The organism is Mesorhizobium sp. B2-5-4 (assembly GCF_006441095.1).
In the GTDB taxonomy this organism is placed as follows: domain Bacteria; phylum Pseudomonadota; class Alphaproteobacteria; order Rhizobiales; family Rhizobiaceae; genus Mesorhizobium; species Mesorhizobium salmacidum.
This window is the reverse complement of sequence record NZ_VFUR01000017.1, coordinates 1-14,551: the sequence shown is the minus strand read 5'-3', so window position 1 is coordinate 14,551 and position 14,551 is coordinate 1. Positions and strand designations below refer to the sequence as shown.

At 63.7% G+C, this 14,551-nt stretch carries 17 protein-coding genes; 15 read left to right on the top strand and 2 right to left on the bottom strand.

Features of this window, described 5'->3' with window-relative positions:
• Positions 1-18 precede the first annotated feature (18 nt).
• From FJ492_RS20675 to FJ492_RS20645, 7 genes are all read left to right on the top strand, one after another.
• Complete coding sequence (locus tag FJ492_RS20675) at positions 19-261, top strand: BrnA antitoxin family protein (RefSeq protein WP_027143349.1); 243 nt, start codon at positions 19-21, stop codon at positions 259-261.
• A gap of 127 nt (positions 262-388) precedes the next feature.
• Positions 389-1,249: a prolipoprotein diacylglyceryl transferase gene (lgt, locus tag FJ492_RS20670; RefSeq protein WP_140771931.1), complete on the top strand. Its 861-nt coding sequence runs from the start codon at positions 389-391 to the stop codon at positions 1,247-1,249.
• Positions 1,246-2,334, top strand: a complete 1,089-nt coding sequence (locus FJ492_RS20665) for a class I SAM-dependent methyltransferase (protein ID WP_140771929.1) — start codon at positions 1,246-1,248, stop codon at positions 2,332-2,334. Before lgt ends, FJ492_RS20665 begins: the two co-directional genes overlap by 4 nt.
• A gap of 102 nt (positions 2,335-2,436) precedes the next feature.
• The gene (pgeF, locus tag FJ492_RS20660) at positions 2,437-3,231 is read left to right on the top strand and encodes a peptidoglycan editing factor PgeF (RefSeq protein ID WP_140771926.1); all 795 of its coding nucleotides are present in this window, start codon (positions 2,437-2,439) and stop codon (positions 3,229-3,231) included.
• A complete protein-coding gene (locus tag FJ492_RS20655) occupies positions 3,231-4,382 on the top strand; it encodes a Xaa-Pro peptidase family protein (RefSeq protein ID WP_140771924.1) in 1,152 nt (383 codons plus the stop codon). The genes pgeF and FJ492_RS20655 overlap by 1 nt, the downstream gene beginning before the upstream one ends.
• A 43-nt stretch (positions 4,383-4,425) precedes the next feature.
• Positions 4,426-5,055: a hypothetical protein gene (locus FJ492_RS20650; RefSeq protein ID WP_140712467.1), complete on the top strand. Its 630-nt coding sequence runs from the start codon at positions 4,426-4,428 to the stop codon at positions 5,053-5,055.
• Positions 5,056-5,292: 237 nt separating this feature from the next.
• Positions 5,293-6,228: a ribose-phosphate pyrophosphokinase gene (locus FJ492_RS20645; protein WP_019860650.1), complete on the top strand. Its 936-nt coding sequence runs from the start codon at positions 5,293-5,295 to the stop codon at positions 6,226-6,228.
• A gap of 7 nt (positions 6,229-6,235) precedes the next feature.
• Here FJ492_RS20645 and FJ492_RS20640 read toward each other — a convergent pair whose 3' ends face one another.
• Positions 6,236-7,132, bottom strand: a complete 897-nt coding sequence (locus FJ492_RS20640; protein ID WP_140771922.1) for a helix-turn-helix transcriptional regulator — start codon at positions 7,130-7,132, stop codon at positions 6,236-6,238.
• A gap of 138 nt (positions 7,133-7,270) precedes the next feature.
• Here FJ492_RS20640 and FJ492_RS20635 point away from each other — a divergent pair, with 138 nt between their 5' ends.
• Entirely contained in the window at positions 7,271-8,512 is a 1,242-nt protein-coding gene (locus tag FJ492_RS20635; protein ID WP_181166710.1) for an MFS transporter, read from the top strand.
• Between the two features lie 73 nt (positions 8,513-8,585).
• Here the strand turns inward: FJ492_RS20635 and FJ492_RS20630 are convergent, their stop codons facing one another.
• Entirely contained in the window at positions 8,586-9,443 is an 858-nt protein-coding gene (locus FJ492_RS20630; protein ID WP_140771917.1) for an alpha/beta hydrolase, read from the bottom strand.
• A 152-nt stretch (positions 9,444-9,595) separates the two neighbouring features.
• On the opposite strand from FJ492_RS20630, the gene FJ492_RS20625 reads away from it, so the two are divergent.
• The 7 genes from FJ492_RS20625 to FJ492_RS20595 all read left to right on the top strand — a co-directional run bounded on the left by FJ492_RS20625 (position 9,596) and on the right by FJ492_RS20595 (position 14,464).
• Positions 9,596-10,024: a MarR family transcriptional regulator gene (locus tag FJ492_RS20625; protein WP_140771914.1), complete on the top strand. Its 429-nt coding sequence runs from the start codon at positions 9,596-9,598 to the stop codon at positions 10,022-10,024.
• Between the two features lie 239 nt (positions 10,025-10,263).
• On the top strand, positions 10,264-10,905 hold the full coding sequence (locus FJ492_RS20620) for a 50S ribosomal protein L25/general stress protein Ctc (RefSeq protein WP_027143359.1): 642 nt from the start codon (positions 10,264-10,266) through the stop codon (positions 10,903-10,905).
• Positions 10,906-10,929: 24 nt separating this feature from the next.
• The gene (gene pth, locus FJ492_RS20615) at positions 10,930-11,670 is read left to right on the top strand and encodes an aminoacyl-tRNA hydrolase (protein WP_140504925.1); all 741 of its coding nucleotides are present in this window, start codon (positions 10,930-10,932) and stop codon (positions 11,668-11,670) included.
• A 98-nt stretch (positions 11,671-11,768) separates the two neighbouring features.
• Complete coding sequence (ychF, locus tag FJ492_RS20610) at positions 11,769-12,872, top strand: redox-regulated ATPase YchF (protein WP_140771911.1); 1,104 nt, start codon at positions 11,769-11,771, stop codon at positions 12,870-12,872.
• A gap of 317 nt (positions 12,873-13,189) precedes the next feature.
• On the top strand, positions 13,190-13,333 hold the full coding sequence (locus tag FJ492_RS29280; protein ID WP_246676077.1) for a helix-turn-helix transcriptional regulator: 144 nt from the start codon (positions 13,190-13,192) through the stop codon (positions 13,331-13,333).
• 205 nt (positions 13,334-13,538) lie between these two features.
• Positions 13,539-14,009 carry a MaoC family dehydratase gene (locus FJ492_RS20600; protein WP_140771909.1) on the top strand — a complete coding sequence of 157 codons (471 nt, stop codon included), beginning with the start codon at positions 13,539-13,541 and terminating at the stop codon, positions 14,007-14,009.
• On the top strand, positions 14,006-14,464 hold the full coding sequence (locus tag FJ492_RS20595; protein ID WP_140504920.1) for a MaoC family dehydratase: 459 nt from the start codon (positions 14,006-14,008) through the stop codon (positions 14,462-14,464). The genes FJ492_RS20600 and FJ492_RS20595 overlap by 4 nt, the downstream gene beginning before the upstream one ends.
• Positions 14,465-14,551: the final 87 nt, after the last annotated feature.

Here is a 14,551-nt window from a genome sequence, read left to right as displayed (position 1 = left end):
TTCAACCCGGGATAACCAATGGCAACGCCCCCGCGCAGACCGACAAATCCGATGGAAGCCGCCGAAGCTGTCTTCAAGCCGGTGAAGAAGCCGGCACCGGCCCCGCCTCGCGAACCCTCCACCGCCCCGAATGTCCGCGAGCTTGTCTCGATCAGGATCGACCGAGCCGTGCTCGAGCATTTCCAGGAAGATGGCCCAGGCTGGCAGGACAGGATCAACGACGCCTTGCGTGAAGTGGTGGCCGGCAAGCCCAGGGGTTGAGGACGTCCATCCGCGCGACGGATCTTGAAGCGATCCCGTTCACGAGCCATGGACGGCCGTGCCCTTGCCTTGACCCTGCCAAAACCCTGCCGCATGGTCCGCGCCGATCGCAACCGAGAGCTCCCCGTTGAACGAGTATTTCCTGCTGCCGCTGGCTTCACTGCCTTTCCCGAACATCAACCCGATCCTCATCCAGATCGGGCCGCTGGCGGTGCACTGGTACGGCATCGGTTACATCGTCGGCATCCTGTTTGCCTGGTGGTATGCCAAGCGGCTCGCCGCAAATCCGAAACTCTGGCCCGACGGCGTCCTGCCGATGAAGCCGGAGGACCTCGACGATTTCATCGTCTGGGCGGCCGTCGGCGTGGTTCTGGGCGGCCGCACCGGCTATGTCCTGTTCTATGACCTGGCGCGCTATATCGCCCATCCGCTCGATATCTTCGCCGTCTGGCAAGGCGGCATGTCCTTCCATGGCGGCCTGCTCGGCGTCATCCTGGCCATGACGCTGTTTTCCTTTAAGCGCGGCATCCGCACCTGGTCGCTGTTCGATGTCGTGGCGGCCGGCGTGCCGGTCGGCCTCGGCCTCGTGCGCGTCGCCAACTTCATCAACTCCGAGCTCTGGGGACGGCCGACCGACGTGCCCTGGGCGATCGAATTCCCCAATGGCGGACCGTTCACCCGCCATCCGAGCCAGCTCTACGAGGCCTTGCTCGAAGGGCTGGTGCTGTTTGTGGTGCTGCGCATCCTCACCCACTCGCGCCTCAAGCTGAAGACGCCGCGCTTTGTCGGCGGCGCTTTCATCTGCGGCTACGGCCTGTCACGAATTTTCGTCGAGTTCTTCCGCGAGCCCGACCAGCAGCTCGGCTATCTTCTCGGCACAAACTGGCTGACCATGGGCATGATCCTGTCGACGCCGATGGTGCTGGCAGGCATCTGGGCGATGGCCACAGCCAAGCCGGTGAAGCAAGTGCAGCCGCAGGCGACATGACGCGACTGAAATCCCGTATCGTCGACCTGATCGAGGCGGTGGGTCCGATGCCCATCAACGAATACATGGCGCTGTGCCTGTTCGATCCGCGCGACGGCTACTACACCACACGCGAACCGTTCGGCGCGGCCGGCGACTTCATCACCGCGCCGGAAATCAGCCAGATGTTCGGCGAACTCGTCGCCGTCTGGCTCTATCAGGCTTGGGCAGCGATCGGCCGGCCGATGCCGGTCACCGTCGCCGAGATCGGCCCTGGCCGCGGCACGCTGATGAAGGACATGCTGCGCACCTTGTCGCGGCTCGACCCCGCCTTGGCCAATGGCGCCGCCTTCGCCATGATCGAGACCAGCCCGCGCCTGACGGAAATCCAGAAACAGACGCTCGGCGCGACACCATTCGCTGTTTCATGGCACGAAACCATCGACACGCTGCCGCGGCAACCACTGCTGATCGTCGGCAACGAACTGTTCGATGCCATGCCCATCCGCCAGTTCGTCCGCGCCGGCGCCGAGTGGCGCGAGCGCATGGTCGGCCTGGACGACGCGGACAATCTTTGCTTCTTTGCGGGCGTCGGCTCGGTCGACCCGACGCTGCTGCCCGGGGATGCAGCCGACGCGCCGCAAGGCGCGATCGTCGAAATCGCGCCCGCCCGCACCGCCCTGATGGCGGCCATCGCCGAGCGCATAGCCGCTCATGGCGGCGCCGGGCTGTTCCTCGACTACGGCCATCTGCGGCCCGGGGTCGGCGACACGCTGCAGGCCTTGCGCCGGCACAATCACGAAGATGTGCTGGCCAATCCCGGCGAAGCCGACCTTACCTCCCATGTCGATTTCGCCGCCCTTGCAGCGACCGTGCGCGCGCACGGTCTCGACGCCTACCTGTCGACGCAGGGCAATTTCCTGCTCGGCATGGGCATTCTGGAGCGTGCCGGCCAGTTGGGCGCCGATGCCGGCCAGGCAGCACGCGACAAGATATCAGATGCCGTCGAGCGCCTCGCCGGCCCGCGAGCCATGGGCGAACTCTTCAAGGTCCTAGCCGTCGTTCCGCGCGGCGTCGCCGTCAGGTCCTTCGCCACGGCGGATTGACTTTTCGTCGCCACCCCTCCCAATCTCCCGTCCGGTAAAAGACGGCCGGACCGCCGGCCGCTTTTCCTTGACGAAACCGCCCACACGGACAACAACGCCCGCATGCTGAATCAGACCAAACCGGATCCCGTTCGGTCGCCGCTGCTGGACCAGGCGCAGGCACAAGGCATCCGCCACGGCTACTTCACCCGCATCGGCGGCGTCTCCACGGGCATCTACCGGGGCCTCAACATCGGCACTGGGTCGGATGACGACCAGGCGCTGGTCGCCGAGAACCGGGCCCGTGTCGCCGCCTGGATGGGCGTGCCCGCAAGCCATCTGCTGACCGCCTGGCAGGTCCATTCACCCAACGTCGTCATCGCCAGGGAACTCTTCGCCGGCGAGCGTCCCAAGGCCGATGCCATCGTCACCGACCGGCCGGGCATCGCCATCGGCGCCTCGACCGCCGATTGCGGCCCGGTTCTGTTCGCGGATGCCGGCGCGCGCATCATCGGCGCGGCGCATGCCGGGTGGAAAGGCGCTTTCACGGGCGTACTCGAAAACACCGTTGCCGCCATGGAGAGCCTCGGCGCCCGTCGCGAAAAAATCGTTGCCGTGCTTGGCCCTTCGATCAGCCCCGACAATTACGAAGTGGGGCCGGAATTCGTCGCCCGCTTCGTCGATGCCGACAGTGAAAATGCGCGATATTTCGTGCCTTCGGCACATGCCGGCCGTTCGATGTTCGACCTCAACGGCTATACGATCGACCGGCTGGCCAAGGCCGGCGTTACGGCCGAAGGCCTTGGCCGCTGCACCTATGCCGAGGAAGATCTGTTTTACTCCTACCGGCGCACCACGCACCGTAGGGAACCCGATTATGGCCGGCAGGTTTCGGCAATCGTTTTGGAGAAGGTATAATGGCGCTGCATTTTGAACGATCGGAATTCGACGCGCGGCGCGACCGGCTGATGATCGAGATGGCCGAGAAGAAGCTCGACGCCATCCTGCTGTTCGCGCAGGAAAGCATGTACTGGCTGACCGGCTACGACACGTTCGGCTTCTGCTTCTTCCAGTGCCTGGTGGTGAAGGCCGACGGTTCCATGGTGCTTCTGACCCGTTCGGCCGACCTGCGCCAGGCGCGCCAGACCTCGATCATCGAAAACATCGTGCTGTGGACCGATCGCGACGGCGCCAATCCGGCCGTCGACCTGCGCAACCTGCTCAACGAACTCGACCTGCTCGGCGCCCGGATCGGCGTCGAATACGACACTCACGGTCTGACCGCCTATAATGGCCGCCGCCTGGACGAGCAGTTGCAGACCTTCGGCCAGATTGCCGATGCCTCCGGCATCGTCGGGCGGTTGCGCCTGTTCAAGAGCCCGGCCGAGGTCGCCAAGGCGGAGAAGGCCGCCAATCTGTCCGACGACGCGCTGGACGCGGCGCTGCCGCTGATCAAGCATGGCGGCGACGAGGCCTTGATCCTCGCCGCCATGCAGGGCGCGATCTTCGCCGGTGGCGGCGACTATCCGGCCAACGAGTTCATCATCGGCTCCGGCGTCGATGCGCTGCTGTGCCGCTACAAGGCCGGCCGCCGCAAGCTCACCAAGAATGACCAGCTGACGCTCGAATGGGCAGGGGTCTTCCATCATTACCACGCGCCGATGATGCGCACGGTGCTGACCGGAAAGGTCTCCAAGCGCCATCAGGAGCTGTTTGATGCGGCACGCGCCGCCCTTCTGGCCGTCGAAAAGGCGATGACGCCCGCAAACACCTTCGGCGACGTGTTCGACGCCCACGCCCGCACCATGGAAGCGCACGGCCTGACCAAGCACCGGCTGAACGCCTGCGGCTATTCGGTCGGGGCCCGCTTCACGCCGTCCTGGATGGATATGCCGATGTTTTACCAGGGCAATCCCGAACCGATCGCGCCGAACATGACGCTGTTTGCCCATATGATCATCATGGATTCCGAGACCGAGACGGCGATGACGCTTGGCCGCACCTACCTGACCACCGAATCCCAGCCGAAGCCGCTGTCCCGCCATGATCTCGACTTGATCGTGCAGTGAATCCATAATGGGAGGCGTTCTTCGCCAAGGAGTTAGAAGGCAAATGAGACGATCGCATGTGACGACCGTGTCATTGCTTGTGGCATTGGCTTTGGCTGCCTGCACCAACGCAAAGGACGTCCTCGAGCCTTCCGCCATCACCCCGCCGGCGGCTTCGACGCAGCCGGCAACGCAGGGCAGCTCGGCGGCCACCGTTCCCGCCCCGGCGCCATCTACGGCCGCGACGGCCACCACGACAGCGGGCGCACCCGCCGCCGCGCCCGTCACCTCCGCCCAGGCTGCCGCCATCCTGTCGAAGACCCGGCTGCAGATCGCGCCGATCGTCGGCGCTTCGGTGGAAGCCGCCACGCCGCTGACGGCGGAACTGCAGACACGCGCCAGGCAGCGCGGCATCACGCTTGCCGGCAGCCAGGACCAGACCGCCACCCATGTGCTCAAGGGTTACTTCTCGGCGATGACGGAGGGCAAGGACACCACCGTCATCTATGTCTGGGACGTCTACGACCTATCCGGCAACCGGCTGCACCGCATCAACGGCCAGATGAAGGCGCCTTCGACCGGTTCCGGCGCCGGCGCCGACAGCTGGAAGTCGGTCTCGCCAGCCACCATGCAGGCGATCGCCGACCAGACCATCGACCAGTTCGCGGCCTTTCTCAGTGGCAAGGCGAGCTAGTCCAGAACCCAAAAGTAGAAAACGGTTTTGGGAAAATCCGGATGCTCGAACGAGCAGAGGGAGCAGCGGAAGTCCGCAGCTCTCCGCTGCCAGTCGGTGATGGCTAACAGTTTTCGTGAGCTTAGCCGGCGGATTCACGATCTCGACGCTTGCAATACCGGCGCGGGCCGCTAAAAGCCCGGTTAAAAGGCGCAGGAGAGTCCGCCAGGTCTCTCCGTCCTCCACCAGGAACGGTGCATGAAACTCTTCGCGGGCAATTCCAACAGGGTGCTGGCCGAAGCGGTCGCTCGCTATCTCAACATCCCGCTGGGCAAGGCCAGTGTCAGGCGCTTCGCCGACCAGGAAATCTTCGTCGAAATCCAGGAGAATGTGCGCGGCGAGGATGTCTTCATCCTGCAGTCGACCTCGTTCCCGACCAACGATCACCTGATGGAACTGCTCATCATGATCGACGCCTTCATGCGCTCCTCGGCCAAGCGCATTACGGCCGTTATCCCCTATTTCGGATATGCCAGGCAGGACCGCCGCGCCTCCGGCCGCACGCCGATCTCGGCCAAGCTGGTCGCCAACATGATCACCCGCGCCGGCGTCGACAGGGTTTTGACGCTGGATCTCCATGCCGGCCAGATCCAGGGCTTCTTCGACATCCCGACCGACAATCTGTTCTCGGTGCCGGTGATGGCCCGCGACGTCAAGGCAAAATACAAGCAGCTTGGCAACGTCGTCGTCGTGTCGCCCGATATTGGCGGCGTGGTGCGTGCCCGCGCGCTTGCCAAGCGCTTCGACGCGCAGCTCGCCATCGTCGACAAGCGCCGTGAGCGTCCGGGCGAATCGGAAGTCATGAACATCATCGGCGCGGTCGCCGGCAAGGATTGCCTTTTGATCGACGACATCGTCGATTCCGGCGGCACGCTGTGCAATGCCGCCGACGCGCTGCTGGCCAACGGCGCCACCAGCGTCACCGCCTACATCACCCACGGCGTGCTGTCGGGCGGCGCGGTCGCTCGCATCAGCGGCTCGAAGCTGCAGGAACTGGTGATCACCGATTCCATCCAGCCGACGCAGGGCGTGCTCGACGCGCCCAACATCCGCGTCATCTCGATCGCCGACCTGATGGGCGAAGCCATCTCGCGCACGGCGACCGAGGAATCGGTGTCGAGCCTGTTCGACTGAAAACCCGTCACCCCTGCGGCAAGGCCGATGGCGTCGGTGCCTCTGACCGGGCCGGAGCTCGCCGCATGCCTTCGCCGGCATCGCGCGCGCCGCGCATATAGTCGCGCGGCGAGGAACCCAGCATGCGCTTGAACATGGTGATGAAGGCCGGCACGCTGTCATAGCCGAGATCGAGCGCCACCCGGGTGATCGGCTCGCCGTCGGCGAGCCTCGGCAGCGCCGCGAACAGGCAGGCCTGCTGGCGCCATGTTGACAGCGACAGGCCGGTCTGGCGCTGGAAGGCGCGCGTGAAGGAGCGCCGACTCATGCCGACCGTATCGGCCCATTCGTCGATCGTCGCATGCGGTGAGGGTGCGGCGACGAAACGCCGGCAGAGCGCCGCCAGTTTGGGATCCGACGGGAACGGCAGGCCGAGCGGCCGCTCCGGCAATTGCGGGATCTCGTGCAGGAGAAGGTTCATGATCAGGCCGCCGCGCCCTTCAAGCTCGCCGCCTTGCGGCAGCTTCTCGGATTCAACGATCAGACTGTGCATCAGGTCGGTGATGCCGACGACGCGCATGCCCTCCGGCAGGCCCGGAATCGCCTGCGGCATGACATAGACCGAGCGCATCGAGACATCGCCCAGCATCTCGACGGAATGTTCGATGCCGGCCGGGATCCACATCGCATGGTCCGGCGGCACCATCCACCGGCCATGCCGCGTCGTCACCAGCACGACGCCGACCAGCGCATGTAGCAACTGGCTGCGGCTGTGGTGGTGGTGCGGCACGTGGTAGCCGTCCGGATATTCGGTCGGCAACACCACCGCCGGCCCGACCGCCTGCTCGAGCCACTGCCAGCGCAGCCCGTGCAATTGCTCGAGATCGGCGTGGCCGGCGCCGAAAATCTCCCTGGTTTTTGGCATTCGGTATGGCCCACTTGCGAAACTCTTGGACCAAACCACGAAAGAAGTCGCTTGGCAACCGGACTATAAGGCTGCCTGCGGGAAGCGCCCGCCACACCGCCTGCGGGAAAAACCGCCAAAAAGACTACGGAGCCTATCTTGACCGATACAACAGCCACCAGCGTCGCGCCGCCTGCGACCGCCAGTCACGCTTCAGTCCAGGCGACGGCCTTCACCGTCATCCTGGCGGTGAGCCTCTGCCACTCCATCAACGACATCATGCAGTCGCTGCTATCGGCCATCTATCCGCTTCTGAAAGACAATTACGGCCTCGACTTCTGGCAGATCGGCCTGTTGACCTTCACCTTCCAGGTGACGGCATCCCTGCTGCAGCCGATCATCGGCGCGGTTACCGACAAGCGGCCGATGCCTTATTCGCTGCCCTGGGGCATGGCGTCTTCGCTGATCGGCCTGGTCGTGCTGGCCTATGCCGGGCACTACTACCTCCTCCTGATCGGCGCCTCGCTGATCGGCATCGGCTCGGCGATCTTCCATCCGGAGTCCTCGCGCATCGCCCGCTTCGCATCCGGCGGCCGGTTTGGCCTGGCGCAGTCGCTGTTCCAGGTCGGCGGCAATTTCGGCCAGTCCATGGGCCCATTGCTGGCCGCCTTCATCGTCGTGCCCTTCGGCCAGACCAGCATCGCCTGGTTCGCCGTCGGCTCGCTGATCGGCATCGTCATCCTGTGGCAGGTCGGCGGCTGGTACAGCCGTCTGCGCGCCGCGCAAGGCAATCGCAAGACGGCAAGCTTCGTCTCGCCCTTCCCGCGCCGCAAAGTGGTGTGGGCCTTGGTGGTGCTGACCTTGCTGGTGCTGACCAAGAACGCCTACATCGCCAGCCTGGCCAGCTACTACACCTTCTACTCCATCCATAAGTTCGGCGTTTCGGTGCAGATGTCGCAGGTCATGCTGTTTCTCTTCCTCGGCTCTTCGGCGCTGGGCATCCTGCTTGGCGGTCCGTTCGGCGACCGCTATGGACAAAAGGCGATGATCTGGTTCTCGATCGTCGGCGTCCTGCCCTTCACGCTGGCGCTCCCCTACGCCAACATGGAATGGACGATGGTGCTGACCGTGCTGATCGGCCTGATCCTGTCGTCGGCATTCTCCAACATCGTCGTCTTCGCGCAGGAACTGGTGCCGGGCCGCGTCGGCACGATCGCCGGCATCTTCTTCGGCTTCGCCTTCGGCGTCGGCGGCATCGCGGCCGCCGTGCTTGGCGTCGTCGCCGACATGAAGGGCATCGATTTCGTCTTCCAGATCTGCTCCTATCTGCCGTTCCTGGGACTGCTGACGGTGTTCCTGCCCAACATGAAGGAGGCCCGCAAGGCGCAGGCAGCCGCATAAAATCATCCGAGCTGTATCCAGGCAAAGGCACCCGCCATATGGCGGGTGCCTTTGCCATTCAGGCGGGAAGGATTCAGGCCTTGAAGAAGGCCAGCAGGTCGGCGTTGATGATTTCGGCGTGGGTCGTGGCCATGCCGTGCGGAAAGCCCTTGTAGACCTTGAGCTCGCCCTTCTTGAGCAGCTTGATGGTCAACAGCGCCGAGTCGGCAATGGGGACGATCTGGTCGTCATCGCCATGCATGACCAGCACCGGCACGTCGATCTTCTTCAGGTCTTCGGTAAAGTCTGTCTCCGAAAAGGCCTTGATGCAGTCATAGTGCGCCTTGGTGCCACCCATCATGCCCTGGCGGTACCAGTTGTCGATCACACCTTGCGAAACCTGCGCATCCGGGCGATTGAAGCCGTAGAACGGGCCGGCGGGAACATCCACGTAAAGCTGCGCGCGGTTGGCGGCAACGCCTGCGCGGAAGCCGTCGAACACCTCGATCGGCAGGCCGCCGGGATTGGCTGGGGTCTTGAGCATGATCGGCGGCACCGCGCCGAGCAAGGCCGCTTTGGCAACACGGCCGCCCGCACCATACCGGGCGACATAGCGCGCCACCTCGCCGCCGCCGGTCGAGTGGCCTACATGGATGGCATCCCTAAGGTCGAGATGCACGACAAGTTCAGCCACATCGGCGGCATAGGTGTCCATCTCGTTGCCGATATCCGTCTGCATCGACCGGCCATGGCCGCGGCGGTCATGGGCGATGACGCGGTAGCCTTGTGACAGGAAGAACAGCATCTGGGCGTCCCAGTCGTCGCTGCTCAACGGCCAGCCGTGATGGAAGACGATGGGCTGGCCGGTTCCCCAGTCCTTGTAATAGATCTGCGTGCCGTCCTTGGTGGTGATCGTGCCGCTGCCTGAGCCTGATTTGGTCTGCGAGGTCATCTCAATCTCCGTTCGATTGGTATCGCGATAAACAATATCACGATAGAGATATCGCTAACGCAGCTTGATCCCCGTGTCTATAAAAAATATGTATCGCGATATCATTTTTTGCAGTACATATTTTAGGCGTTTAATCGGCAAAGGAATGCGTCGTGCCTCTCCCGTTGGACAATCAGCTGTGCTTCACGCTCTACGCCACCAGCATGGCGATCAATCGCACCTACAAGCCGATGCTGGACGAGATGGGCATCACCTATCCGCAATATCTCGTGCTCAACGTGCTGGGCGAGGCTGACGGGATGTCTGTCGGCACGATCGCGCACAGGCTCGCTCTGGAATCGAGCACGGTCACGCCGCTGGTTAAGCGCATGGAACAATCCGGCCTGGTGACCCGCCAGCGCAGCCAGACCGACGAGCGCCAGGTACAGGTCGACCTGACATCAGCCGGCCGCAAGCTGCTCGTCCAGTGCAATTGCCTGAACGAAACCCTGGTTGAGCGCTCGGGCATGACGCTGGCCGAGCTCGACGCCCTGAACCGGCAGGTCCAGGCACTGCGCGATGCCTTGAGCGGCGACCGTTAACGACGGCCTTTCCCACCTCCGCTTGCACGCCTGCCCGCCTTCCGCTATAGAGCCGCCACCCGCGTAGACACCCTTGGAGGCAACGCGGCGGAAGGCTGCCTTCCCCTTGTGATCCCGAACAAAGATCCGCTCGCTGCGGTTTCCGGCATTCGGGCGCGCCGAGGTCTGGCGGCTTTCGACGTTTACGGCCTGGCACATCGCCAACCGTAGGCGCTCCATAACACGCGAAAGGAAAAGCCATGAGCCACGATACTTACGAGCTCAAGGCCGAAGCGCGCGAACAGGTCGGTAAGGGGTCCGCCCGTGCAGTTCGCCGCAACGGTAAAGTGCCTGCAGTAATCTACGGTGACAGACAGCCTCCCCTGGCGATCGCGCTCACCTACAAGGACATCTACTACAAGATCCATGGCGGCGGGTTCCTGACCACGGTCGCCACGATCGATGTCGACGGCAAGAAGATCCAGGTCCTGCCGAAGGACTTCCAGCTCGACCCGGTCAAGGATTTCCCTGTCCATGTCGACTTCCTGCGCATCGGCAAGGACACCGAAGTCAACGTCGATGTTCCCGTGCACTTCATCAATGAAGACAAGTCGCCCGGCATCAAGCGCGGCGGCGTGCTCAACATCGTGCGTCACGAAGTCGAGTTCCACTGCCCGGCCAATGCGATCCCGGAATTCATCACCGTCGATCTCACCGGTGCCGACATCGGCGATTCGATCCACATCTCGGCGGTCAAGCTGCCGGCCGGCGTCAAGCCGGTCATCTCCGACCGCGACTTCACCATCGCGACCGTTGCCGGCTCTTCGGCGATGAAGCCGGAGACGGAAGAGACGGTTGAGGTTGCGGCTCCCGAAGCGGCTCCCGCCGCCGAAGAGAAGTAACTCTTTTCACGCCCGGAGGCGACGATGCTTGTCTTTGCAGGCCTCGGCAATCCGGGCGCGAAATACGCTGAAAACCGGCACAATGTCGGCTTCATGGCGGCGGACGCTATCGCCCGCCGCCATTCCTTTTCGCCCTGGTCGAAGAAGTTCCAGGGCCTGATTTCCGAAGGCACGCTCGGCGGCGAAAAGATCATCCTGATCAAGCCGCAGACCTTCATGAACCTGTCCGGCCAGTCCGTCGGCGAAGCGCTGCGCTTCTACAAGCTCGACCTTTCCGCCCTCACCGTCTTCTATGACGAGATCGATCTTGCCGAAGGCAAGCTGCGTATCAAGACCGGCGGTGGCGCCGGCGGCCACAACGGCATCCGCTCGATCGACGGCCATGTCGGCAACGCCTATCGGCGCGTGCGCATCGGCGTCGGCCATCCCGGCGTCAAGGAAATGGTCCAGCATCATGTGCTCGGTGACTTCGCCAAGGCCGACCGCGACTGGCTCGACCCGCTGCTCGATGCGATCGCCGACAATGCGGCGATGATCGTCAAGGGCGACGAATCCGGCTTCATGAACAAGGCCGCTCTTGCCGTCCAGGGTAAGGCGGGCGTCGAACCGGAAAAGCCGGCGCAGAAGCAGTCGAGCCCGAAACAGCAAAGCCCGAAACAGCAAAGCCATGTCCGCCAGGCGCGCCCCCAGCAGGCGCCCGCCAAACTGCCCGAGACCGGCCCGATGGCCGCCATGCTGAAGAAACTCTTCGGCAACAAGGACTGAAGCGTAGGCGCATGTGGCCTTACAGGGCTTGACGTTCCTAACCCCTATCGCCCATAGCCCTCATCAAATTTCGCTTTTTCCCGATAGGACCGGACAAAATGGGTTTCAAATGCGGCATCGTTGGCTTGCCCAATGTCGGCAAGTCGACGCTTTTCAACGCGCTGACGAGGACGGCCGCCGCGCAGGCCGCCAATTATCCCTTCTGCACCATCGAACCGAACACCGGCGAGGTGGCGGTGCCCGATCCGCGCCTGCAGAAGATCGCCGAAATCGCCAAGTCGAAGGAGATCATTCCGACGCGCATCTCCTTCGTCGACATTGCCGGCCTGGTGCGCGGCGCCTCCAAGGGCGAAGGGCTGGGCAATCAGTTCCTCGCCAACATCCGCGAGGTCGACGCCATCGTGCATGTGCTGCGCTGCTTCGAGGATGACGACATCACCCATGTCGAGGGCCGCATCGACCCTGTCGCCGACGCCGAGACGGTCGAGACCGAGCTGATGCTCGCCGACCTCGACAGCATCGAGCGCCGCATCGTCCAGATCCGCAAGCGCGCGGGCAGCAAGGAGAAGGAAGCGACGACCGTATTGCCGATGATGGAGGCGGCACTCGAGCTGCTGCAGGCCGGCAAGCCCACCCGCATCCTGCTCAAGGGGATTTCGGCGGAGGACCTGCGCATCCTGCAGGGCCTGAACCTCTTGACCTCGCATCCCGTGCTCTATGTCTGCAACGTCGCCGAGGTCGATGCCGCGACCGGCAACGAGCACACCAGGGCCGTGGAGAAGATGGCCACCGCGCAGGGCGCCGGCACCGTGGTGATCTCGGCCGCGATCGAGGCCGAAGTCGCCCAGCTCTCGGACGAGGAAGAGATGGAGTTCCTGTCCTCGCTTGGGCTCGACGAGCCTGGCCTGAACAAGGTCATCCGCGCCGGCTACGACCTGTTGCATTTGATCACCTATTTCACCGCCGGGCCGAAGGAAACGCGCGCCTGGACCATCCACAAGGGCGACAAGGCCCCACAGGCCGCTGGCGTCATCCACACCGACTTCGAACGCGGCTTCATCCGCGCCCAGACCATCGCCTACAACGACTTCGTCACGCTGGGCGGCGAAGTGGCGGCCAAGGAAGCCGGCAAGGCACGCGATGAAGGCAAGGAATACGTCGTCCAGGACGGCGACGTCATGCTGTTCAAGTTCAACACCTGAGGAGGTCGTCATAGAGCGGCCCCCCTTCGGCTGGATAGCACCATCCCTGCGGCATGGTTGTCGCGGGCTGTCTACGAGGACTGAGGACATGAACAAGCCCACCATCATTACCACGCCGAACGGGGACCGTATGGCCATTCTGCCACTCGCCGACTACGACAGCCTTGTTGAAGCGGCGGAGGACGCGGCCGACATTCAAACCTAGATCAGATCAAGCAAAAGATCGCTCCGGCGAGGAAGAGCTTATCCCGGCCGCCGTCGTCAACCGCATCCTGGACGGCGAGAATAAGGTCCGCGTCTGGCGCGAGCATCGCGGGATGTCGGCTCGCGACCTCGCTGAAAAGACAGAGATCAGCGCAGGCTATCTCTCGCAGATTGAGACGGGCACCCGCGACGGTACCTTCGACACGATCAAGCGCATCGCCGCCGCCCTCAATGTCTCGGTTGACGATCTCGCGTAGCGCCCGTTGCGAAAACGAAGCCGGACCTGTCGTGCTCCATGCTCATCGGCGCGATCGGAGGCGCGGCGGCTGGGCTCTGACCGACGCGGCGGGCCCGATCACGCGGGCTGGCTCACCAGAAAGGCCTTGACCAAACCGCCCGCGGCCTGCATCCGGGTTTCCCGATCCAAAGGGATCGCGCATTCTACAACCGGATTTGCAGACCATGACCGGAAAGACATGGGCCTATGAGGACTTCGTCGAAGGGGCCAAGTTCGACCTCGGCACCAAACAGGTGAGCGCGGCCGAGATCATCGAGTTCGCCAGCGAGTTCGACGCCCAGCCGATGCATCTCGACGAGGAGGCCGGCAAGGCCAGCATCCTCGGTGGCCTCTCGGCTTCGGGTTGGCACACCTGCGCCATGTTCATGCGCATGCTGTGCGATGCCTTCTTGCTGGACTCCACCTGTCAGGGCGCGCCCGGCGTCGATCAGGTCAAATGGAAGAAGCCGGTGCTCGCCGGCGATACGCTGCGGGGCAACCTCGTGGTTCTGGCCGGACGCCTGTCGAAGTCGAAGCCGCAGCTCGGCTTCGTGACCATGCGCAGCGAACTCGTCAACCAGCGCGGCGAAAGCGTCTTCGAGCTTGAGAACTCCGTCATGTTCCTGACGCGCGATGCCGCGGGGAATGCATCATGACGCTGGATGAATTCTTCCGCATCGGCACGACCGTCACACTCGGTTCGCACACATTCGAACCCGAGGCGATCAAGGCGTTCGCCCGCAAATACGACCCGCAGATTTTTCATATCGACGAGGAGGCGGCGAGGAAGAGCGTGCTCGGCGGGCTCTGCGCCTCCGGCTGGCACACTGCGGCCACCTGGATGAAGCTGAACCTGGAGACCCGCCTGGACGCCGAAGGCTGGGACGGCCCGGTGCCCGAATTCGGCCCCTCGCCCGGATTCAAGAACCTGAAATGGCTGAAGCCCGTCTACGCCGGGCAAACCATCACCTTCACGCGCACGGCCCTTTCCCACCGCCCCATCGCGTCCCGCCCCGGCTGGCGGTTGCTGGCGCTGCTCTGCGAGGCCTCCGATTCGACCGGCGGCAAGGTGCTGGAATTCGAAAGTGCGGTGCTGGTGAGGGTTGGGTGAGGCGTCTCTTCCTTCTCCCCTTGTGAGGCCTTTGCACGGAACCGGGTTGGTGATTCCGTGCGTAAGGAATGAAGAGGGATGATTCGG

Coding starts and splice junctions, on each gene's coding strand:
- FJ492_RS20675 (WP_027143349.1), top strand. CDS start 19: ATGGCAACGCCCCCGCGCAGACCGACAAATCCGATGGAAGCCGCCGAA.
- FJ492_RS20665 (WP_140771929.1), top strand. CDS start 1,246: ATGACGCGACTGAAATCCCGTATCGTCGACCTGATCGAGGCGGTGGGT.
- pgeF (WP_140771926.1), top strand. CDS start 2,437: ATGCTGAATCAGACCAAACCGGATCCCGTTCGGTCGCCGCTGCTGGAC.
- FJ492_RS20655 (WP_140771924.1), top strand. CDS start 3,231: ATGGCGCTGCATTTTGAACGATCGGAATTCGACGCGCGGCGCGACCGG.
- FJ492_RS20650 (WP_140712467.1), top strand. CDS start 4,426: ATGAGACGATCGCATGTGACGACCGTGTCATTGCTTGTGGCATTGGCT.
- FJ492_RS20645 (WP_019860650.1), top strand. CDS start 5,293: ATGAAACTCTTCGCGGGCAATTCCAACAGGGTGCTGGCCGAAGCGGTC.
- FJ492_RS20640 (WP_140771922.1), bottom strand. CDS start 7,132: ATGCCAAAAACCAGGGAGATTTTCGGCGCCGGCCACGCCGATCTCGAG.
- FJ492_RS20630 (WP_140771917.1), bottom strand. CDS start 9,443: ATGACCTCGCAGACCAAATCAGGCTCAGGCAGCGGCACGATCACCACC.
- FJ492_RS20620 (WP_027143359.1), top strand. CDS start 10,264: ATGAGCCACGATACTTACGAGCTCAAGGCCGAAGCGCGCGAACAGGTC.
- pth (WP_140504925.1), top strand. CDS start 10,930: ATGCTTGTCTTTGCAGGCCTCGGCAATCCGGGCGCGAAATACGCTGAA.
- ychF (WP_140771911.1), top strand. CDS start 11,769: ATGGGTTTCAAATGCGGCATCGTTGGCTTGCCCAATGTCGGCAAGTCG.
- FJ492_RS29280 (WP_246676077.1), top strand. CDS start 13,190: ATGTCGGCTCGCGACCTCGCTGAAAAGACAGAGATCAGCGCAGGCTAT.
- FJ492_RS20600 (WP_140771909.1), top strand. CDS start 13,539: ATGACCGGAAAGACATGGGCCTATGAGGACTTCGTCGAAGGGGCCAAG.
- FJ492_RS20595 (WP_140504920.1), top strand. CDS start 14,006: ATGACGCTGGATGAATTCTTCCGCATCGGCACGACCGTCACACTCGGT.